Genomic DNA, 20,652 nt, shown 5'->3' with positions numbered 1-20,652 from the left:
GGCGCATCAGCTCCGGATAAGAACACGGGTCGTCCGGTCGTCGTGTCCTGCACGACGACCGCGGATCATCCTAGATCGTGGCGGTTCAGCGACCCTGGGCGAGGGCCTTGAGCAGGTACGCGCCGTAGCCGCTCTTGATGAGGGGCTCCGCACGCTCGCGCAGCTCGTCGTCGGTGAGGAAGCCCATGCGCCAGGCGACCTCCTCCGGGCAGCCGATCGAGAGCCCCTGTCGCTTCTCCACGGTGCGGATGAAGTCGGTCGCCTCGGCGAGGGAGTCGAAGGTCCCCGTGTCCAGCCAGGCCGTGCCGCGGGTGAGCAGCTGCACCTGCAGCTTGCCGCGATCGAGGTACTCGCGGTTCACGTCGGTGATCTCGAGCTCGCCGCGCGGAGAGGGCTTCAGGTTCTTCGCGATCTCGATCACGTCGTTGTCGTAGAAGTAGAGACCCGGCACGGCGTAGTTGCTCTTGGGCTGGGCCGGCTTCTCCTCGAGGGAGACCACCCGTCCCGCATCGTCGAACTCGACCACGCCATAGGCGGTCGCGTCGTCCACCCAGTAGCCGAACACGACGCCGCCGTCGAGCTCGGTGTACTGACGCAGCTGCGTGCCCATCCCCTGGCCGTAGAAGATGTTGTCGCCGAGCACGAGGGCCGCCGAGTCGGATCCGACGTGCTCCTCCCCGAGGATGAACGCCTGCGCGAGTCCGTCCGGAGAGGGCTGCGTCTTGTACGTGATGGAGACGCCGAAGCGCGAGCCGTCGCCGAGGAGGCGCTCGAACGCCTCTGCATCGTGGGGCGTGGTGATCAGCAGGATGTCGCGGATCCCCGCCAGGATGAGCGTCGACAGCGGGTAGTAGATCATCGGCTTGTCGTAGACAGGGACGAGCTGCTTCGACGTGCCGAGGGTGATCGGGTGCAGCCGGGAGCCGGTGCCACCGGCCAGGATGATTCCACGCATGGAGCCATTCTCCCCCATCCGCCCCGTCATCCTGGGAATTCGCCCCCGCTGCCGCACCGGTGCGGCCCCGACGCCCCACTACCCTGGAAGTCATGCAGAGACTGCTCGTCACCGGCGGGGCCGGCTTCATCGGTTCGAACTTCGTCCACCACGTCGTGGAGAACACCGAACACCACGTCACCGTGCTGGATGCGCTCACCTACGCCGGCAACCGCGCCTCCCTCGACGGTCTCCCCGCCGACCGGGTGACCTTCGTGCACGGCGACATCACCGATGCCGAGCTCGTGGACACGCTGTTCGCCGACGCCGACGCCGTCGTCCACTACGCGGCCGAGTCGCACAACGACAACTCGCTGCACAGCCCCCGTCCGTTCCTGGACACGAACATCGTCGGCACGTACACGCTGCTCGAAGCGGCCCGCAAGCACGACCGCCGGTTCCACCACATCTCCACGGACGAGGTCTACGGCGACCTCGAGCTCGACGACCCGGAGCGGTTCACCGAGAGCACCCCGTACAACCCCTCCTCCCCGTACTCGTCGACGAAGGCCGGATCCGATCTGCTCGTGCGCGCCTGGGTGCGCTCGTTCGGCGTGCGTGCGACGATCTCGAACTGCTCGAACAACTACGGCCCCTACCAGCACGTGGAGAAGTTCATCCCGCGTCAGATCACCAACGTGATCCGCGGCATCCGGCCCAAGCTCTACGGCGCCGGCGAGAACGTGCGCGACTGGATCCACGCGAACGATCACTCCTCCGCCGTGATGACGATCCTGGAGAAGGGCGCCATCGGCGAGACCTACCTGATCGGCGCCGACGGCGAGCGGAACAACAAGGACGTCGTCGAGCTCATCCTCGAGCAGATGGGCCAGCCCCGCGACGCCTATGACCACGTCACCGATCGCGCCGGGCACGACCTGCGCTACGCGATCGACTCGACCAAGCTCCGCACCGAGCTCGGCTGGGCCCCGCAGTACGCCGACTTCGAGTCCGGGCTCGCCGCGACCATCGACTGGTACCGGGCCAACGAGGCCTGGTGGGCGCCCTCGAAGGACGCCACCGAGGCCTTCTACGCCACCAAGGGACAGTGATGACCGTCGAGTTCGGCAAGCAGCTCCAGGTCGTCGAGACGCCCATCCCGGGCATGATCGTCCTCGAGCTGCCGGTGCACGGCGATGCGCGCGGATGGTTCAAGGAGAACTGGCAGCGCGAGAAGATGACCGCGCTCGGCCTCGCGGACTTCGGCCCGGTGCAGAACAACATCTCGTTCAACGACGCCGTCGGCACGACGCGCGGCATCCATGCGGAGCCCTGGGACAAGTGGGTCTCGGTCGCGACCGGACGCATCTTCGGCGCCTGGGTGGATCTGCGCGAGGGCGAGAGCTTCGGCACCGTCTTCACGATCGAGCTGGATCCGTCGCGTGCGATCTTCGTGCCGCGCGGGGTCGGCAACTCGTACCAGACCCTCGAACCGGACACGGCGTACACCTACCTCGTGAACGACCACTGGTCGCCGGACGCGAGCTACTCGTTCCTGAACCTCGCCGATGAGACGGCCGCGATCGACTGGCCGATCCCGCTCGCCGACGTCGAGATCTCCGAGAAGGACAAGAACCATCCGCGTCTCGAGGACGTCACCCCGATCGCGCCGCGCAAGATCCTCGTGGTCGGCGCGAACGGTCAGCTCGGCCTCGCCCTGCGCGCCGAGCTCGGCGTGGCGGCGCACATCGAGTACGCGACGCGCGCGGATCTCGACCTGGCGGACGCGCAGCTCGGCACGGCGCGCCGCTGGCGCGACTACGGCACGATCATCAACGCCGGCGCCTACACGGCCGTCGACCTCGCGGAGACCCCCGAGGGTCGTCGCGACGCATGGACCGCCAACGCCGAGGGCCCTGCGCGCCTTGCCCGCATCGCGGCCGAGAACGGCATCACGCTCGTGCACGTGTCGAGCGACTACGTCTTCGACGGCACGGCCGACCGGCCCTATCGGGAGGACGACGCCCTGGCGCCGCTCGGGGTCTACGGCCAGTCCAAGGCCGCCGGCGACATCGCCGCGGCGACCGCCCCGCGGCACTACATCCTGCGCACGTCGTGGGTCATCGGCGAGGGCAAGAACTTCGTCCGCACGATGGCCTCGCTCGCCGAGCGCGGCATCGACCCGAAGGTCGTCGACGACCAGACCGGCCGCCTGACGTTCACGGACGACATCGCCCGGGCCATCGCGCACCTGCTGCGCACGGAGGCGCCGTACGGCGTCTACAACGTCACCGGGTCCGGCGAGCCCGCCACCTGGGCGGACATCGCGCGCAGCGTGTTCTCCGCGACCGGGCACGACCCCGCGCGGATCACCGGCGTGAGCACGGAGGAGTACTTCGCCTCCGCGAGCGCCCCCGTCTCGCCCCGGCCGCGCAACAGCGTCCTCGATCTGACGCGGATCACCGGCACCGGCTTCTCGCCGAGCGATCAGGACGCGGCGCTCGCTCGATACCTGAGCGCCTGAGACCGCGCCGGGCACCCGAGACCGCGCCGGCGCCGCCGCTCACCAGGAGCGTGCGGCGCCGGCGGCGTCCGAGGGCGGAGCGCGGAGGGGTCAGCCCACCGTGACGGAGAGGCAGCGGATCTCGACGTTCCCGCCGGCGCCGTTGTTGATCCCGTAGATGCACACATTGTGCGTGCCGGGCGTCGCGGTCATCTTCGCGGTGAAGCCGTGGTTCGTGCCGGTCCCCGGGTAGGCGGCGGCGACATCGGGGCGCGGTATGTCGGCCGTGAACGCGGCGCCGACGGAGTCCACGTACATGTGCACGGCGATCGGCGACGTCGTGTCAGGATCCAGCGCCCAGCCGCTCACCGTGATCGTGCCCGAGGAACTCGTGACCGCCTCGACGTTGCCGAACGGCACGCGACCGGCATCCACCGTCGGCGCCGACGGCACCGTGACCGAACGGCAGCCGAGCAGGACGTTCCCGCCGGCGCCGTTGTTGATCGCGTAGGCGCAGACGTTGTGCACGCCCGGGGTCGCGGAGACGCTGGCGGTGAATCCGTGGTTCGAGCCTGAGGCCGGATACGCGGCTCCGACGTCGCTCCGCGGCTGATTGGCGGTGTACGCCGCTCCCGCGGCATCGACGTAGACATGCACCGCGATCGGGTCGGCGGTGTCGGGATCGATCGCCCAGCCCGCCGCGGTGATCTTGCCGACGGTCGCGGAGGCGGCCTCGAAGTTCCCGAACGGCGGACGACCCTGGTCCACGTTGCCGCCCGCAGTCACCGTCACGGTGCTGCACGCGAACTGCACGTTGCCGCCCACACCGGTGTTGATCCCGTAGACGCACACCGAATGGCTTCCCGGGCCGACCGCCACCGTGGTCGAGAAGCCGTGCTTCGTCCCGTACACCGCATAGGCCGCGGGGATCCCGCTGCGCGTCTGGTCCGCGGTGATCGGCTTGCCGACGCCGTCGACGTACACGTGCACGGGGATCGGATCCACGACATCGGGATCGAGGGCCCAGCCGCTGATCTGGAGGGAGCCGTTCGCCTGCTTGATCTCGTCCACGGCGCCGACCGGGCTGCCCACGAGCGGGGTGACCGTGCGGCATCCGAGGAGCACGTTGCTGCCCGGACCCTGGTTGATCGCATAGACGCAGACGTTCTGGTCGCCGGACGTGGTGACCGGCACCGTCGCGGAGTAGCCGTGCGCCGCTCCTCGGCCGGGATAGGCCGCCGCGACATCGGGGCGATTCGCGTCCGCCGTGACCGGGACGCCGGTCGCGCCCACGTAGACGTGCACCGCGATCGACGAGGTCGTATTGGGATCGAGCGCCCAGCCCGCGACCGCGATCTGCCCCGGCTTGGCCTGCAGCAGCTCGATGTTGCCGAACGGGTTGTCCGCCGCGGGGTTGCTCTGCGTCGATCCGAACCAGTCGGTGAAGTAGTTGTAGAAGTTCCGGTTGCCGTACGCGGAGCAGCCGTCGCCCTCGCCGTACCCGGCCCGCAGAGCGGCGGGGTTCGGCTGATAGGGCGTGTAGTAGTAGAGCGCCGCCGTCGCCTTGTTGGCGATGTAGACCGGACCCGAGCCGCAGCCCTGGTTCGGGTTGTAGAGGATGTTCCAGGTGTTGCCGGGCGCGTACCAGGTGAACCAGCGGCCCTCCATGTAGATCTGCATCTGGCGCGCCGCGCCGTAGATCTGCTGGAAGAAGCCCACGTAGCTCGGGTCGCAGGGCGCGTCGTCGGGGCAGCCCTGCCCCAGGGCGCTGTCGTAGCGCCAGCCGCTCGGCCAGGTGTGCGTGACGAGGCCCTGCTCCTTCTGGAGCATGACGATGAGCACCTGGGGGTTGATGTTGCACGACTGCGAGACGCGGTAGATGATGCTCGCCGCGCTCTCGTTCGCCGTTCCGGAGTATCCGCTGCAGTACGCGTCGGCCGGCCGGTTCTGGGACGTGACGCGGAAGTCCTTGAGACAGGTGTAGCCGCTCTGGCAGCTCGGCACCTTCGCGTTGAAGAAGTTCTGGATCTGGTCCGCCGACATCGTCGACTTGCTCGTGAAGACCGCATCGCTGATGATGTTGCCCGCGTTCCACCCGTCGAGGGTCATCGGACGGACCGAGCTCGCGGCGGCCGGAGCGACGGCGGCGGGGGCGGCCGAGGCGGGTGCGGCACCGGCGACCGCGGGCGTCAGCAGGGCGAGGACGACGGCGGCGATGACGAGCATGCCGGTCGTCCAGCGTCGGGGCGCATGAGCGCGCACGGGACCCGGGACATGTCCAGTCATGGTGATATTCTGCGGCCCCTCCTCCGGTTTTCCCGGCGGGACACGCACAGATCCGCGCAAGAGCGCGGGCCGAGCCGATCGTCAGAGCTCGGCGTGCAGCGTCCAGACGCGCTCCGCGGAGCTGTCCCACGCATAGGCGCGCGATCGATCCGCCGCGAGCACGGAGAGCCGTCGTGCTCCGTCCCCCGCCGCGTCGTGCACCGCGTCGGCGAATCCGTCGGGGCCGACGAGCACGCCCCCCTCGGCGAGCACGTCGCGATGCACCCCGCCGTCGGCGGCGATCACCGGCACGCCGAGGGCCAGCGCCTCGACCATCCGCCACGGCCAGGCCGCGACCTCGTCGGCGGCCGTGAACGCCAGCGCGCCCGCGAGCAGCGCGGCCCGGTCGGGCGCCTCGAGACGCGGGGAGACGTGCACGCGGGGAGCGGGGAGCCCGGCGGACGCGGCGGCCTCGGCGACGGCGGGCGCGGTCCCCTCGGGGGCGTCCCAGACGAACACGTCGGCATCGGCGGCGACCGCCGCGGCGAACACCGGTGTCAGTCCCTCCGCCCTCCCCGTCGCCACGAGATAGCGCGCCGGAGCCCCGAGCGCCGCCCGGCGCTCGGCCGCGTCGAGGGGGATCGAGAAGTCCTCGGCGGCCGCGCCGGGGATCACCCGGATCCGGTCCGCGAAGCGTCCCAGGTCGGCGATCCGCGCGGCCATCGCGTGCGTGGGCACGACGATGGCGTCGGCGTGGCGGACGGCACGTTTCAGCATGCCGCGCTGCCACAGCGCGCTCGCCCGCGGCACCTGCTCCGGCGACGTCCACGCGCGGAGGTCCCAGACGGTCGCCACGGTCTGGTCGTAGTCGTTGGCCCTGTCGTGCTTCACGAGCGGGGCGAACAGGGTCGGCGCATGGATCATGCCGCCGCCGACTCCGGCGACCATGCCGAGCTGCCAGGCGGCGGCGAGCTCTCGACGGGCGAGCCCGAGCCGGTACACGGCGCCTACGCCGTCGGACCCGGCGTCGCCGCCGGACGGCACGATCGCCTCGATCTCGCAGCGGGGCGGGGCGGTCCTGGCGAGCGCGTGCATCAGGGAGCGCGACGCCTCGGCCTGATCGGCGTCCACGACGTCGTTCACCTGGTCGAGGACCACCCTGAGCACAGCCATGCTTCGACCCTATCCAGCCGTGGCCGGACCTCGTCCGAGGCGCTCCACGGCCCGCCCGATCAGCTCGTCGGGGTCGGCGACGGCTCCGGGTGCAGAGCCGCCTTCACCTTCGCGTGGATGTCGTTCCAGTCGGGGTCGAACTCGTCCACGCCGTTCGCCGGCGTGAGATCGATCGTGGTGAGCTTCTGCTGCTTCGCCTTCATCATCAGGTCGAAGAACTCGGGCAGCTTGTCCTGGGGCAGGTCGGTGTCGACCGCCGAGGTGCCGGCCGCCGCGATCTCGTTGAAGTGCGTGAGCACGTTCTGCGGGGTGAACTGCTTCAGCAGCGCGTCCTGCAGCTCGCGCTGACGGCGCATCCGGTCGAAGTCGCTGGTCGTGTACCGGGAACGGGCGTACCACTGCGCGGTGTCGCCGTTCATGTGCTGCTGACCGGCCTCGATCCAGCCCGTCGCCCACTCCTCGGCGTTGTCGGAGTTGCCCCACTCCGGGACGTTGCCCTCGGGGAGCCGCTCCTTGACGTCGATGTCGACGCCGCCGAGCGCATCGATGAGCTTCGCGAAGTCGTTCATGTCGAGGAACACGTAGTACGGGATCTTGATCCCCAGCACGCCCTCGGCCGCGTCCTTCGTGGCCTCGACCGCAGGACGGGACCCGTGCTTGGTCGCCTCGGGATACAGCGAGGGACCGGTGTGGCACGTCTCGACGGCGTTGGTGAGCTGGTTGATGCCGCTCCCCCAGCCGCACTCCTCATCGTCGTGCGCCTGCAGTCCGTCGGGGTACAGATCGTGCATCGGGCCCGGCGCGAACGGCACGTGCGGCATGTCGCGGGGGATGCCGAAGATGGTGGTCTTGCCCGTCTCGGCGTTCACGGATACCACGGAGATGCTGTCGTAGCGCATGGAGTCGCGCCCCAGCCCGCTGTCCGCGCCGAGCAGCAGGACGTTGTAGTAGCCGTCGCTGGGCGGCAGGCTCGGGCCGCCCGATCCGAACAGGGTGCTGATCGCGTTGCGGCTGGAGCCGACGATGTTCGCGGCAGTGGCGGTGGCGCTCCCGCACAGGGCCAGGACGAGCACCGCCACGAGCGGGATCGCGATCCTCGCGTAGTTCTTGGTGCGCACGAGCCGGACCAGACGCAGGGCGTCGAAGGTCAGCACCACCCACAGCACGATGTACGCGAAGCAGAGGACCTGGATGAGGGTCAGCACGAGCCAGCTCACCCAGCCTCCGCCCACCGTCAGCCACAACAGGGCCTGACGCCAGAGCAGGGCGGTCAGCGCGGCCACGACGACGAGCGTCCACATGAGCAGCGTGGCGCCGAGACCGAACCGGCCCAGGCGCCGGTTGCCGGCGAGCACCTGCGCGGAGCCGGGGACCAGCACGTTGAGCGCCACGAGCCACCAGCCCCGGCGGGTCATGACCTCGGGCGAGCCGAAGTCGGGGTCGCGCATCGGCCGCGTGCGGATCAGTCCGGCGCTCGACGCGGAGACGGCGCCGGGCCGGGACAGGAGCTGGGTCACAGGCTGTCCTTCAGCCGCCGGTTCTTCTCCTCGACCTGCGCCTCGAGGTCGCGGGCGTAGGACTCGATCCGATCGGCGAGGGCCGGATCCGCGGTGCCGAGGATCCGGGCCGCGAGGATGCCGGCGTTGCGCGCACCGCCGATCGAGACGGTGGCGACGGGGATCCCCGCGGGCATCTGCACGATCGAGAGGAGCGAGTCCATGCCGTCGAGATAGGCGAGCGGGACGGGGACGCCGATCACGGGCAGCGCCGTCACGGAGGCGAGCATGCCCGGGAGATGGGCCGCTCCCCCGGCGCCGGCGATGATGACCTTCAGCCCGCGCTCGCGCGCCGCGGTGCCGTAGCGGTGCAGCTTCTCCGGCGTGCGGTGCGCGGACACGACCTCGACCTCATGCGGGATGCCGAACTCGGTCAGCGCTTCGGAGGCGGCGCTCATCACGCGCCAGTCGGAGTCGGAGCCCATCACGACGCCGACGAGGGGCGCGGCCGATGCGTGCAGTGTCCCAGTCACCCGTACAGGCTACGGGCGACGGCTGGGAGAACCCCGCTGCGGCGCGCCCCGAGGGCGGACTGCGCTCAGGCGAATGCGGCGGCGGCGGCGCGCGCCTCGGCGAGCACGGCGTCGAGATCGGCTCCGTTCGCGTTCACGTGCCCGACCTTGCGGCCGGGACGCGGCGCCTTGCCGTAGGTGTGCACCTTCGCGTTCGGGCTCGCCGCGAGGGCGGCGGGGACGCGATCGAGCATCCCGGCATCGGCGGGACCGCCGAGGATGTTGATCATCACAGACCAGTCCGCGTGCGGGGTCGTGTCTCCGAGCGGAAGATCGGCGACCGCGCGCAGGTGCTGCTCGAACTGACCGGTGACGGCGCCGTCCTGACTCCAGTGGCCGCTGTTGTGCGGTCGCATCGCGAGCTCGTTCACGAGGATGCGGCCGTCGCCGGTCTGGAACAGCTCGACCGCGAGCATGCCGGTGACGTCGAGCCCTTCGGCGATCTCGCGGCCGATGCGCGCCGCCTCGGCGAGGTGCTCGGCGTCGACACCGGGAGCCGGTGCGATCACCTCGGCGCAGACCCCGCCCTTCTGCACGGTCTCCACGACCGGATACGACACCGACGCGCCACCGGGACGGCGGGCGACCTGCTGGGCGAGCTCGCGCACGAACGGCACGAGCTCCTCGACGAGCAGCGCGTCGCCGTCACCGAGAGCGGCGAACCAGTCCGCCGCCTCCTCGGCCGCGGACACCACCCGCACGCCCTTGCCATCGTAGCCTCCGCGCGGGGTCTTCACGACACCGCGCCCGCCGTGCGCGTCCAGGAACTCCTGCAGCTGCGCCGTGTCGGCCACCCGCGCCCAGTCCGGCTGCGGGGCCCCGAGCTCGGCGAGGCGCGCGCGCATGTCGAGCTTGTCCTGGGCGAAGCGCAGGGCGTCGGGCCCGGGATGCACGGCCACGCCGTCGGCGACGAGCGCGCGCAGCACGTCCTGCGGCACGTGCTCGTGGTCGAAGGTGATGACGTCCACGTCGCGGGCGAAGCGGCGCACCGTCTCGAGGTCGCGGTAGTCCCCCACCGCGGTCGCCGCCAGCTGCGCGGACATGCCCTCGTCCTCCGCGAGCACGCTGATCTCGATACCCAGCTCGACCGCCGGAGCGATCATCATCCGCGCCAGCTGTCCGCCGCCGATCACACCCACACGCAACGCCATCGGTTCTCCATTCCTCGGGATCCATTCTTCCGTACGCGCGGAGCAGGATCCCTCGCTGCCTGGGCCCCGGGTCAGGCGCCGAAGCTCGCGGCCTGGGCGTCGCGGTGCGCGAGGATCTGCCCGACCTCGACCTGGTCGGCCAGCGTCTCCTGCACGAGCGCGACGTTCGGAACGTCGCGCAGACGCAGCGGGGCGTCCACGCCGTTCGAGAGCAGGATCGTCCCGGCGCCCACCAGGCGCTGCAGCGGCCCCCGGCGCACCGTGATCGTGTAGCCGCGGGCGTGCGACATCTCGGTGCTGTTGCGGGATCCGATGCCGTCGCGCACGATGACCCGCCGCGTCGTGATCGAGACCCGACGGGAGAGCCAGACGAAGAACGGCACCAGGACGAGCAGCAGCACCACCGCCCCCGCGGCCGCCCACAGCATCCAGTCCTTGGCCCAGCCGGCGACCGGCGCCGGCAGGTTCCCGGTGAAGTACCCCGTGGCGCCGGCGACCGCGATGAGCACGAGGGCGGACCAGAACAGGTGCCGCGCGTGCGGATGGAACCGCGCGATCAGCCGCTCCTCCGCCGGCACGCCGGGCGGCGGCGTCAGGGGCCGCCCGCTCAGACTCACCGGTTGCGTCACGCGTCCATTCTGACCCGTGCCGCCCCCATCCGCGCGGCCCGCGGAGGGTGTGTCCGGACCGGGCCCTACACCACCAGGGCGATCGCGACGCCGTCCCACCCCTTGACGCCGACCGTCTGCAGCGCGGTCGCGTCGAAGCGCGGATCCCGCCCGAGCATCTCGAGCCCCGCGCGGGTGCCCCGCACCTTCGAGTCCGAGGAGCCGGGGTCCACGATGTCGCCGTCCCGGCCGATGTTGTCCAGGACGACCACCGTGCCGGCACGCCCGAGGCGCGCCGCCCAGTCCAGGTAGAGGGTGTTCGACTCCTTGTCCGCGTCGATGAAGACGAGATCGAACGGACCCGGATCCGCGAGGGACGGCAGCACGTCCGCCGCCCTGCCGACCAGGATCTCGACGCGGTCGCCGACGCCCGCCGCGTCGATGCTCGCCCGCGCGACCGCGGCGTTCGCGGGCTCGGCCTCGATCGTGACGACCCTTCCGCCGTCGCCGACCGCGTTCGCCATCCAGATCGTGGAGTAGCCGCCCAGCGTGCCGATCTCCAGGACTCGGCGCGCCCCGCTGATCCGCACCAGCAGGTTCAGCAGCTTGCCGCTCACCGGGGCGACCTCGATCGCCGGCATCCCGGCGTGCTGCTGCGCGGCGAGCGCCGCCTCGAGAGCGGGGTCATGGCCGACCAGGGTGTCGGCGAGGTAGTCGTCGGCGGCGCGCCAGTTCACGGGAGTCGGTTCGGCCATGCGCCCAGCTTCTCCGCTTCCGGCGCGCGGATCAAGGGCGCGGACCGGCGGGCGGCTCCCCCGGTGCTCCGCCTGCCTCCGGCGGGGCCGGCGCGGAGGGATCCGCGTCGATCGGCGGAAGGGTCGAAGGCAGAGTCCGCGGCCGGTCCGCGGCGAGCGCCGGCTGCCGGCGGAACTGCCCGGCGAGGATCAGCACGACGATGACCGCCGCGCCCACGATCCAGCCCGAGACGCCGAGAGGGAGCACGAGAGCCGGATCCGGCTTCGAGCCCGCCGCGAAGAACCAGAGGTACATCCCCGCCGACGCGTTGAAGGAGCCGTGCGCGAACACCGCCGGCCAGATCGACGCGGAGCGCAGCCGCAGCCAGCCGAACAGCACGCCGAGCACGATGCAGCCGCCGGTCATCAGCAGCACGCCGCCGAGGTCGACACGACCGAAGTTGTAGCCGAGCAGGATGATCGGCGCGTGCCAGAGCCCCCAGATCACGCCGCTGATCAGGAGCGCGGGCCACGTGCCCCAGCGCCGCAGCGCGGGAACGAGGAACCCGCGCCAGCCGAGCTCCTCGCCGAACGCGGCGATCGCGTTGACGGTGGCCGCGGCGATCGGGATGCTCGCCGCCTGCGCGGCGATCAGGACGGCCGTGGGCGGCAGCGGCGTGCCGGCGGGGACCTTCTCGGCGATGAGAGCGGCGAACCCCGAGAAGCCGACGAGATCGACCGTCAGCCATCCGCAGAGCACCGCCACCGCCGTCGACGCCAGGACCAGCAGCGGCGGCACGAGCAGGCCGATCACGACCATCCCGACGACGCGTCCCGCGGGCCGCAGCGGCCAGAGTCCGAGGAACCGGAGCCTGCGGCCCTTCGGAACCGGGCGGAACACCGCCAGGACGATCAGCGCGGCGGCCGCGGGCGTGTACATCATGACGGTCATGAGCGGCACGGCGTACGGCTCGCGCAGTCCGTCGCCGAGCCAGAGCGGCAGCACGACCAGCCAGGCCAGCCCGCACGCCAGCACGATGTAGGCGACGATCGCGCCTGCGCCGAGGCGCACCGGCTGCTCGACCGTGCTCTGCGCTCCGTCGCCCGTCGTCATGCGTTCCTCCGTCACGATCCTGCGCTCCCCTCGCGACCCGCCGGCGCCGGAGCCCGCCCCAGGTACGCCTGCAGCACCGCCGTACCGACGGCGGCGCCGTCGACCGTCACGACCAGGGGCCGCTTGTCACGGCGTTCGACCTCGATCGCCGGGCCCCGGCGCAGCACGATGCCGGTGCGCCCGTCGAGGCCGAGGCGCCATCCGAAGCCGCCGAACTCGCCGAACGGGTTGCACTCCACCGCACGCACCGAGACGATCTCGTCCAGCGGGACGTGCACGCGCGGGAACCCGATCTGCGAACGCACCGAAAGTCCGTCCGGTCCCACGCGCACCCGGAACGATGCGGAGGACGCGAAGGCGCCGCCGATGAGCAACAGGGTGAGCAGCGGCACCCACATCCGGTCGGTGAAGCGCAGCGCCATGAACGCGGTGACCCCGACCACGACCACCATCAGGGCCGAGATGAGGATCACCGCCAGCCGGGACAGACTCGCCGTGGCGAGCCAGACGACCCGTTCTCCGCCGGCGATCCCGTCGATGTGCGCAGGCTGGAGCGGGGCGGCAGGAGCCGGGTGGATGTGCGGCTGCACCAGCCAGCCGACCCCGATGAGCACGACGAACACCGCGAAGGCGACGACCATGTGCCAGCCGACGTCCGGCACCTGCGAGGCATCCGCGACGCCGCGCTGCACCCCGACGGCGCTGAGGCTGATGACGGCGCTGAGGCCGGAGATCCCCAGCCCCAGGGCGGCGAGCAGCCGTGCCGCACCGCCCCAGTGGTCGCGCACGCCGAGCACCGTCACGATCGTGAGGACGGCGGGCAGGACGAAGCCCAGCAGCACGCTCATCCACGCGAACGTCGCCGGGGGGCCGAAGCCGTCGGCACCGGACGGTCCCCAGTGCGTGACCGCGGGCGAGGGCAGTTCGGGCAGCCACGACAGCACGAGTGCGAGCACGACCCCCGAGAGGACCAGGGGCACCGCGACGCCCACGACGAGGGCGATCAGCCGCGCCCGGCGCAGGTCCCGCGCGGGGATCGCCGTCACCTCGCGCTCCGTGGGTCTCGAGCGATCGTTCGTCATGTCGTCTTTCCTTCCTGCCGCTGCGATTCGTCCGCCGCTACCGGTCCGCGGCCGCGGATCCCTGAGCTGCGATCAGCGCCGCGAGGGTAGCCGGGGTGAGGCCGAGCGCGGCACCGCGCCGGACCAGCGCCGCGATGTCGTCGGCGATCTCCGCGAGCGGGGCCGCCGTGGCCGACAGCACGGCGCCGCGACCGCGGCGGAGGTCCACCAGCCCCTCGTCGCGCAGCTCCTGATAGGCGCGCAGCACCGTGTGCACGTTCACGTCGATCGCCGAGGCCACGTCGCGTGCAGCGGGAAGCCGGTCGCCCGGGCGCAGCCTTCCGGCGAGGACCTCGGAGCGCACCGAGGCGGCGATCTGCTCGAACAGCGGGCGCCCGCTGTCCGAATCCATCCGGATCAGCATGTCACCCTCCCTCGCCTGCCCGTCCTCGCCTATTGGCATTATTCTATGGCAACTAGATCAATTGTGGAAGCAATTGTGGAAGAGATCCAGGCGATTCCCCGTTGACGCGACCGCGCGGTGAGACTGGAGGCATGCGCATCACACCCCGTCGCCTGGCCATCGGCATGAGCCTGTGGATCCCCAACCTCTTCAGCGGCATCAGGGTCCGCCGCTTCAGCCCGGACTGGACCGGCGCCACCGTCGAGCTGCACGTGAACCTCTTCACCCGCAACTACGTGAAGACCGCGTTCGGCGGATCGATGCAGGCGATGACCGATCCGTACTTCTTCATGCTCGTGATGCATCAGCTCGGCCGCGACTACGTGGTGTGGGACACCCGCGGCGAGATTGAGTTCGTCAAGCCGGGACGCGGCGTGCTCACGGCGCGCTTCGACGTGCCGGCGCACCGGGTCGACGACATCCGCGCCCGCGCCGAGGGCGGCGCGAAGGTGCTCGAATGGTTCGAGACCGAGATCACCGACCGCTCGGGCGCCGTGGTGGCCCGGGTGCGGCGCGAGGTGTACGTGCGGGAGAAGAAGCGCGTCACCGCCGCCCGGGCGTGACCCCGCGCAGGCTCGAGGCGCGCTCGACCAGGGTCGGCGCGAGGCGCACGGTGTCCCGCGAAAGGGACGTGCCGGAGACCAGGCCGAGCGCGAGCTCCAGCGCGGCGCGCCCGCTCTCCTCGAACGGCTGCCGCACGGTCGTGAGACCGAGCCCCTCGGCCAGCTCCCCGTCGTCGTAGCCGATCACGGGCATCCTCTCGCCCTCCGGCCGGGCGCGCTGGAGGTCGAGCAGGGCCGCCGCGAACCGGTCGTGATTCGCCACGATCGCGGTGGCGCCGGCGTCCCGCGCGGCACGCAGGATCCGCTGGTCGATCCCGGACGGCCCGTCCACCGCCGCCGACACCACCCCGACGTGCCGCTGCAGCCCTTCGATCCGCAGCATCCCCGCCGAGACATAGGCCGGCGAGCGCTGCGGCTCATGCACGAACAGCGCCGTGCGATGGCCGAGCTCGACGAGGTGACGGCCGATCTGCTCGCCTCCGTCCCGATCGTCGACGAGGACGACCGGGCCGCTGACGTGGCCCTTCGCGGGGACGACGTCGACATGGACGACGGGGATCCTCGCCGCCCTGCTCGCGCGGCGGGCCGCTCCGCCGAGGGGCACGCCCATCACGATGAGGCCCGACGCGTCGGTGCGCGCCGGCAGCACATCGAGCAGCGGTTCGTCGGCGGCGGCCGCCGAGTCGAGGTCGTAGGGGATGATGTCGACTGCGACATCGCGCGCAAGCCTCAGCATCCCGGCGAGTCGGCGCAGGTAGGACGGGTAGCTCGTGAAGGGCGCCGCGACCGCGATGCGTGCGGCCCCCACGCGGCGCCCCTGCATCATCCGGTAGCCGAGCGCCGTAGCGGCCGCGACGATGCGCTCGCGCGTCTCCGGGCGCACCCGGTGCGGTGCGCTCACCGCCAGCGAGACCGTCGAGATGCTCACCCCCGCGCGCGCGGCGACGTCGTAGATCGTGACCCGTCCGGGACGTGCGCGCATGACTCAGATCCCCTCTTCATCGAAGTTCTTCGATTGCTCAGACTAGTCCGCAGCCCGTCGAAGGAGATGACCGATGCCGCGAGGCTCCCGCTACCGCCGTCCGATGCTCGACCGCGCCGTCGCGGCGCACGAGGAGAGGATCGCGCCCTTCCTCGCTCCCGAGCCGAGCGACCCCGCGGGGCGACGCCGCGTCGCCGGGGAGAACGACACCGCGGTCAGCGCGGCCCTCGGGGTCTCGCCCCGGGACAGCGCCACGGCGGAGCACACCGTGCCCGTCTCGGACCACCCCGACGTGCGGGTGCGCGTCTACTGGCCCGGGCCCGAGCCGACTCCGCCGGGCTCAGGGCTGCCGATCCTGGTGTACTTCTACGGCGGAGGCTTCACGATCGCCGGGATCGACTGGGTCTCCTGGGACGCGCGGTTCCGCGAGCGGGCGCACGACGCCGGGATCGTCATCGTGGCCGCGGACTACGCCCACGCACCCGAGCAGCGCTTCCCCGCGCAGCCCGAGCAGTGCTGGAGCGCCTTCGAATGGGCGTTCGCGCATGCGGAGGACCTGGGGGGCTCCGCCGACCGGCTCGCCGTGGGCGGCGCAACCTCGGGAGGCGATCTGGCCGCGGCGGTGACGCTCCTCAACCGCGACCGCGCGGCGCGTCCGGTCGTGCTGCAACTGCTGGAGAACCCGGCCCTCGACCTCACCATCGGACATGCCGACGCGCGCGGCGTCAGCGCAGGGATGCCCGGCGTCATCGTGCGCAAGGCCGGCCGGATGCTGGTGCGCCAGTACGTCGGCGACGACCCGAAGGCGGCCCGCAACCCGTACGCCTCGCCGCTGCTCGCCGACTCCCACGCCGGCCTTCCCCCGGCGCTCATCATCACCTCCGAGCTCGATCCGCTCCGCGGCGACGGCGAGGCGTACGCCAGGGCGCTCTCCGACGCCGGAGTCGACGTCACGGCCGTGCGGTTCGTCGGTCAGACGCACGGCTCCCTCGGCGCGACCGGCTCCGTCCCCTCCGCGGACGTCGCCCACCGCCTGATCGTGACCGAGCTGCGCCGGCTGCGCGCGGACTCATGAGCACCGCCGACCCGCTCGCGCTCGACGCGCCCGTGCGAACCTGGCTCCGCCGGATCGACGAGATCATCGCCGACCTCCCCGAGCACGGCTCGCCCGACCCGGCTGCCCATCGTCGGGCGGCCAGGATCCTGAGCGATCTGCTGGCCGCCGAGTTCACCGATCCCGCTCCTCCGGGGATCGAGGCGGACGAACTGCGGCTGGCCGGCCCCGACGGACCGCTCCGCGCCCGGCGGTTCCGCCCGGCCGGCTCGTCGGGGCCTCTCCCGACCATGCTCTGGCTGCACGGCGGCGGCTGGGTGGCGGGCACGATCGACGAGCTGCTCAACGAGCGCACGACCGCGGACCGCGCCCTGCGCTCCGGCGTGCAGATCGTGGCGCTCGAGTACCGCCTCGCGCCGGAGCACCCGTTCCCGGCGCCCGTCGACGACGCCGTCGCCGCCCTCGCCGCCCTGCGTGCGCGGGCGAGCGAGCTGGGGGTCGACCCGGAGCGTCTCGGCATCGGCGGCAACTCCGCCGGAGCCACGATCGCGGCGTCCGCCGCCCTCCGGGAGCGGGACGCGGGCCGGCGGCTGCATCATCAGGCGCTCGAGGTGCTGCCCGCCACGCTGCGCCCGCTCGGCGGTCCGTCGGATCCGCGGCGTCGCGCCTCCGGCATGGACGGCGCGGAGCACCTGGCCGAGATCTACCGCGCGGGCGCGCCGCTGGCGGACTGCTCTCCCCTCGAGGCCGCGGACCATTGCGGCCTCGCCCCCGCGCTGATCCTCGCCGCCGAGCTCGATCCGCTCCGCGACGGAGCGATCGCCTATGCCCGCACTCTGGAGGAGGCCGGAGTCCCGGTGGCCCTCCGCGTCGGTGCCGGGCACGTCCACGGCTCCCCCGGGCTCACCGCCTGGCGGGGCGCCCGAGACTGGCGCGACGTGTTCGTCGCCGAGATCGCCGCCGCCTACGCGTCCGAACGTCCGCACCACCCGACCCCCGACCCGAGAGGGAGACGATGATGTCCGCCCATGCCGCAGAACCCGTGATCCCCGTCCCGCCCGCCCCGGCGCCCGCCGCCGACGGCGTGCCCGGCGAGCGCCAGACCTGGTGGTTCTGGGTCGCGTTCGTCCTCACCTGGCTCGCGACCGGCATCGCCCAGGGTGTCGCCGGCGTCGCCGTGCCGCAGCTCCTCAAGGAGTGGGACCCCGACCAGGCGACCGGGAACCTCAGCATCGTGCTGACCGCGGGCGGCGCCGCGATCCTCGTCACCACCCCGATCTTCGGACGCCTCAGCGACCGCTCCCTCTCCCGCCTCGGCATCCGGCGCCCGTGGATCGCCGCCGGAGTGCTCCTGGCCGCGATCGGCTACCTCCTGCAGGCGTTCGCGCCCTCGCTCCTCCTGCTGGGTGCGGGTGCCGTGCTCGTGCTGATCGGGTGGGGCGCCGTGTCGATGACGATCCACACGCTCTTCGCCGACCAGATCCGGCGCCGCATCCGCGCGATCATGTCGGCCGTCACGGGCGCCGCGACCACGGTCGGCATCTTCGGCGGCGTCGCCCTGGCCGGCGCCGTCGCGGGCACGGGACAGGTCGGCATGTTCCTCATCCCCGGCGGCATCGCCGTCGTGCTCGCGATCACCCTCTTCTTCGCGCTGCGCGATCTGCACCGCACGGTTCCCGCTCCCCCGCTCGACTGGCGCGCGGTGATCGAGACCTTCTGGCTGAGCCCGCGCCGCTACCCGGACTTCGCGTGGGCCTGGGTCTGCCGCTTCTTCATGACCGCCTCGATCGTGTCGGTGACGAGCTACCTCTACCTCACGATCTCCAGTCGTTTCGGCATCGACGACCCGGCGCAGATCGCCGCCGTCCAGACCCAGGCGACCGCGGCGTTCACGATCATGAACCTCCTGCTGGCCTTCGTCTTCGGCGTGATCTCCGATCGCACGGGGCGCCGCAAGCCGACGGTCGTGATCGGGGCGCTGGCGAGCGCGGTCGGACTCGTCGTCGCCGTCTCGGTCGGGGACGTCACGGTCTTCCTCATCGGGATCGGGATCGTCGGCGCCGGTCAGGGCGCCTACATCGCCGCCGACGTCGCACTCATGACGGAGTGCCTGCCCTCGATGGAGGACGCGGGCAAGGACCTCGGCATCGTGGCGCTCGCCTACCTGCTGCCGGGCATCCTGGTACCGGTGTTCGCGTTCTTCGTGACGCGCATCGGCTCGCCCACAAGGGAGAACTTCGTCGCGCTCTACGCCGGCGCGGTCGTGATGGCGCTGTTCGCCGCCTTCGCCGTGACCCGGGTCAAGGCCGTGCGATGACCGCGGGCGATCGGCTCCCCTGGACGGCACGCGCCGAGTACCGCCGGCTGTGCGCGGCCCCCGACATGCCGCCGCAGACCCGCAGCGGCGTGCAACGGGTCTCCGGCATCGCGGTGCCGGCGGACGACGGCGTCGCGCTGCTCACGGATCACTGGGCCGCGGAGGACGCGGGCCCGCACACGGTGCTCATCCGCACGCCCTACGACCGCGACGGCGTCGCCGCCGTGGCGCGCTTCCTCGCCGAGCGCGGGCATCACGTGGTGGTGCAGAGCTGTCGCGGCACCTTCGGGTCCGGGGGCCGCTTCCGGCCCCTGCACGACGAGGTGGCCGACGGCCAGGCGACGCTGCGCTGGCTGCGCGCGCAGCCCTGGGCGACCGGCCTCGTGCACTCCTGGGGCGGCAGCTACTTCGGGGTGACGCAATGGGCCTACTGCGACGGCGAGCTGCAGCCCGACGCCATGGGCATCGCGGTGTCGGCCCGTCGCTTCGACGAGGCGATCCTCTATCTCGGTCGCGGCTTCTCGATCGACACCCCGCTCGCCTGGGCGTACGCGCTCGGGGTCCAGGAACGCCGGTTGCCGGCGCGCCTGTGGAGACTGCTGCGGGCGCGCGAAGCCCTCGCACGCGGAGCGCGGACCGTGCCGCCGTCCGAGGCCGTGCCCGCGGCTCTCGGCGACGACCCGCGGTTCTTCCGCGACTGGGTCGAGCACAGCGATCCCGGAGACCCGTGGTGGGATCCGCTGCACTTCGCCTCCGATCCCGCAGGGGTGCCTCCCGTGACGCTGCTGGCCGGATGGCAGGACCTCTTCCTCGTCGGCCAGCTCCAGGACCACGCCGCGCTGCAGAGCGCCGGCGTGCGCACGCGGCTGATCGTGGGCGACTGGATCCACGGTGCTCCCGAGATCACGGAGATCGGGGTGCGCGAGGCGCTGCGGGCGCTCGGGGGCGAGCCGGAGACGGCTTCGGTGCGCGTCGAGATCAGCGGGGGCGGCGGATGGAGGGACCTGCCCGCCTGGCCGCCGGCGAGCACGCCGCATCCTCTGGAGCTGACGGCGGACGGCCGGCTCGTCGCCTCGGGGACCGCCCACGAGGCCGGCGCTCTGACCTCCCGCTACGACCCCGCCGATCCCACCCCCGACGCCGGCGGTCGCACGCTCAACCCGTTCAGCGCCGGGCGCCGGGATCAGCGTCGCCGCGAGGGCCGCGACGACGTGCTGCTGTTCACGGGCGAACCGCTCACCGCGCCCCTGCTCGTGATGGGCTCGCCCGAGATCGGGCTCACGCTCGCCTCCACGAACCCGCGCGTCGACGTCTTCGTGCGCCTGTGCGAGGTCGACGAGCGGGGCAGGTCCCGCACCGTCACCGACGGCTACCTGCGACTCCCCCCGCCCGCAGCGGCAGGCGAGCCGCGCGAGGTCCGTATCGTGCTCGCGCCGATCGCCCATCGCTTCGCCGCAGGCGGCCGCCTCCGCGTGCAGGTGTCATGGGGCGCGCACCCCCTGCATCTGCGCAACCCGGGGACGTCGGACCCCGTGCGCGATCACTCGCGCCTCGTGGCCAGCACGCAGACGCTCTTCCTCGGCGGCGCGACGCCCGCCGCGCTCGCCCTGCCGCTCCCCGACGACGCGGCACCCGCCGTTCACCCGGGCGTGCCACGATGAC

At 72.0% G+C, this 20,652-nt stretch carries 19 protein-coding genes; 7 read left to right on the top strand and 12 right to left on the bottom strand.

Annotated features, from left to right (window positions below; genetic code table 11):
• Positions 1 to 85 precede the first annotated feature (85 nt).
• Positions 86 to 955 carry a glucose-1-phosphate thymidylyltransferase RfbA gene (rfbA, locus tag WFJ01_RS10185; protein WP_251445107.1) on the bottom strand — a complete coding sequence of 290 codons (870 nt, stop codon included), beginning with the start codon at positions 953 to 955 and terminating at the stop codon, positions 86 to 88.
• 92 nt (positions 956 to 1,047) lie between these two features.
• Between rfbA and rfbB the strand changes: the two genes are divergently transcribed.
• Both rfbB and WFJ01_RS10175 read left to right on the top strand, forming a co-directional pair.
• Entirely contained in the window at positions 1,048 to 2,046 is a 999-nt protein-coding gene (gene rfbB / locus WFJ01_RS10180) for a dTDP-glucose 4,6-dehydratase (protein WP_292881358.1), read from the top strand.
• Complete coding sequence (locus tag WFJ01_RS10175) at positions 2,046 to 3,458, top strand: bifunctional dTDP-4-dehydrorhamnose 3,5-epimerase family protein/NAD(P)-dependent oxidoreductase (protein ID WP_336628951.1); 1,413 nt, start codon at positions 2,046 to 2,048, stop codon at positions 3,456 to 3,458. The genes rfbB and WFJ01_RS10175 overlap by 1 nt, the downstream gene beginning before the upstream one ends.
• A 90-nt stretch (positions 3,459 to 3,548) precedes the next feature.
• On the opposite strand, the gene WFJ01_RS10170 is transcribed toward WFJ01_RS10175, so the two are convergent.
• From WFJ01_RS10170 to WFJ01_RS10125, 10 genes are all read right to left on the bottom strand, one after another.
• Positions 3,549 to 5,723: a hypothetical protein gene (locus WFJ01_RS10170; RefSeq protein ID WP_251445115.1), complete on the bottom strand. Its 2,175-nt coding sequence runs from the start codon at positions 5,721 to 5,723 to the stop codon at positions 3,549 to 3,551.
• A gap of 81 nt (positions 5,724 to 5,804) precedes the next feature.
• A complete protein-coding gene (locus WFJ01_RS10165) occupies positions 5,805 to 6,875 on the bottom strand; it encodes a glycosyltransferase (RefSeq protein WP_336628950.1) in 1,071 nt (356 codons plus the stop codon).
• Positions 6,876 to 6,934: 59 nt separating this feature from the next.
• On the bottom strand, positions 6,935 to 8,392 hold the full coding sequence (locus tag WFJ01_RS10160; protein WP_442928034.1) for an LCP family glycopolymer transferase: 1,458 nt from the start codon (positions 8,390 to 8,392) through the stop codon (positions 6,935 to 6,937).
• Complete coding sequence (purE, locus tag WFJ01_RS10155) at positions 8,389 to 8,856, bottom strand: 5-(carboxyamino)imidazole ribonucleotide mutase (protein ID WP_336629083.1); 468 nt, start codon at positions 8,854 to 8,856, stop codon at positions 8,389 to 8,391. The genes WFJ01_RS10160 and purE overlap by 4 nt, the downstream gene beginning before the upstream one ends.
• Before the next feature lie 113 nt (positions 8,857 to 8,969).
• Positions 8,970 to 10,094 carry a 5-(carboxyamino)imidazole ribonucleotide synthase gene (locus tag WFJ01_RS10150; RefSeq protein ID WP_336628949.1) on the bottom strand — a complete coding sequence of 375 codons (1,125 nt, stop codon included), beginning with the start codon at positions 10,092 to 10,094 and terminating at the stop codon, positions 8,970 to 8,972.
• A gap of 71 nt (positions 10,095 to 10,165) precedes the next feature.
• Positions 10,166 to 10,723 carry a PH domain-containing protein gene (locus WFJ01_RS10145; RefSeq protein ID WP_292881373.1) on the bottom strand — a complete coding sequence of 186 codons (558 nt, stop codon included), beginning with the start codon at positions 10,721 to 10,723 and terminating at the stop codon, positions 10,166 to 10,168.
• Positions 10,724 to 10,788: 65 nt separating this feature from the next.
• Entirely contained in the window at positions 10,789 to 11,457 is a 669-nt protein-coding gene (locus tag WFJ01_RS10140) for an O-methyltransferase (RefSeq protein WP_292881376.1), read from the bottom strand.
• A 31-nt stretch (positions 11,458 to 11,488) separates the two neighbouring features.
• Positions 11,489 to 12,550 carry a CPBP family intramembrane glutamic endopeptidase gene (locus WFJ01_RS10135; RefSeq protein ID WP_336628948.1) on the bottom strand — a complete coding sequence of 354 codons (1,062 nt, stop codon included), beginning with the start codon at positions 12,548 to 12,550 and terminating at the stop codon, positions 11,489 to 11,491.
• A gap of 11 nt (positions 12,551 to 12,561) precedes the next feature.
• The gene (locus tag WFJ01_RS10130; RefSeq protein WP_336628947.1) at positions 12,562 to 13,632 is read right to left on the bottom strand and encodes a DUF1648 domain-containing protein; all 1,071 of its coding nucleotides are present in this window, start codon (positions 13,630 to 13,632) and stop codon (positions 12,562 to 12,564) included.
• 37 nt (positions 13,633 to 13,669) lie between these two features.
• Positions 13,670 to 14,035, bottom strand: coding sequence for a GntR family transcriptional regulator (locus WFJ01_RS10125; RefSeq protein ID WP_251445135.1), 366 nt, complete (start codon positions 14,033 to 14,035; stop codon positions 13,670 to 13,672).
• A 131-nt stretch (positions 14,036 to 14,166) separates the two neighbouring features.
• On the opposite strand from WFJ01_RS10125, the gene WFJ01_RS10120 reads away from it, so the two are divergent.
• Positions 14,167 to 14,637: a DUF4442 domain-containing protein gene (locus WFJ01_RS10120; RefSeq protein ID WP_292881388.1), complete on the top strand. Its 471-nt coding sequence runs from the start codon at positions 14,167 to 14,169 to the stop codon at positions 14,635 to 14,637.
• Here the strand turns inward: WFJ01_RS10120 and WFJ01_RS10115 are convergent.
• Positions 14,618 to 15,619, bottom strand: a complete 1,002-nt coding sequence (locus WFJ01_RS10115) for a LacI family DNA-binding transcriptional regulator (RefSeq protein ID WP_336628946.1) — start codon at positions 15,617 to 15,619, stop codon at positions 14,618 to 14,620. The two genes, WFJ01_RS10120 and WFJ01_RS10115, sit on opposite strands and share 20 nt — an antisense overlap.
• A 73-nt stretch (positions 15,620 to 15,692) precedes the next feature.
• On the opposite strand from WFJ01_RS10115, the gene WFJ01_RS10110 reads away from it, so the two are divergent.
• From WFJ01_RS10110 to WFJ01_RS10095, 4 genes are read left to right on the top strand one after another with little or no spacing between them, the layout of a single operon-like run.
• Positions 15,693 to 16,694, top strand: coding sequence for an alpha/beta hydrolase (locus WFJ01_RS10110; RefSeq protein ID WP_336628945.1), 1,002 nt, complete (start codon positions 15,693 to 15,695; stop codon positions 16,692 to 16,694).
• Positions 16,691 to 17,692 (top strand): alpha/beta hydrolase fold domain-containing protein, encoded by a 1,002-nt coding sequence (locus tag WFJ01_RS10105; RefSeq protein WP_336628944.1) that lies wholly within the window; start codon positions 16,691 to 16,693, stop codon positions 17,690 to 17,692. Before WFJ01_RS10110 ends, WFJ01_RS10105 begins: the two co-directional genes overlap by 4 nt.
• Positions 17,689 to 18,990, top strand: coding sequence for an MFS transporter (locus WFJ01_RS10100; RefSeq protein ID WP_336628943.1), 1,302 nt, complete (start codon positions 17,689 to 17,691; stop codon positions 18,988 to 18,990). The genes WFJ01_RS10105 and WFJ01_RS10100 overlap by 4 nt, the downstream gene beginning before the upstream one ends.
• Entirely contained in the window at positions 18,987 to 20,651 is a 1,665-nt protein-coding gene (locus WFJ01_RS10095; RefSeq protein WP_336628942.1) for a CocE/NonD family hydrolase, read from the top strand. The genes WFJ01_RS10100 and WFJ01_RS10095 overlap by 4 nt, the downstream gene beginning before the upstream one ends.
• Position 20,652: the final 1 nt, after the last annotated feature.

Origin of the sequence: Microbacterium sp. MMO-35, assembly GCF_037147555.1 — a bacterium.
In the GTDB taxonomy this organism is placed as follows: Bacteria; Actinomycetota; Actinomycetes; order Actinomycetales; family Microbacteriaceae; genus Microbacterium.
The sequence above is the reverse complement of the archived record's forward strand: the minus strand, read 5'-3'. Positions and strand labels throughout refer to the sequence as shown.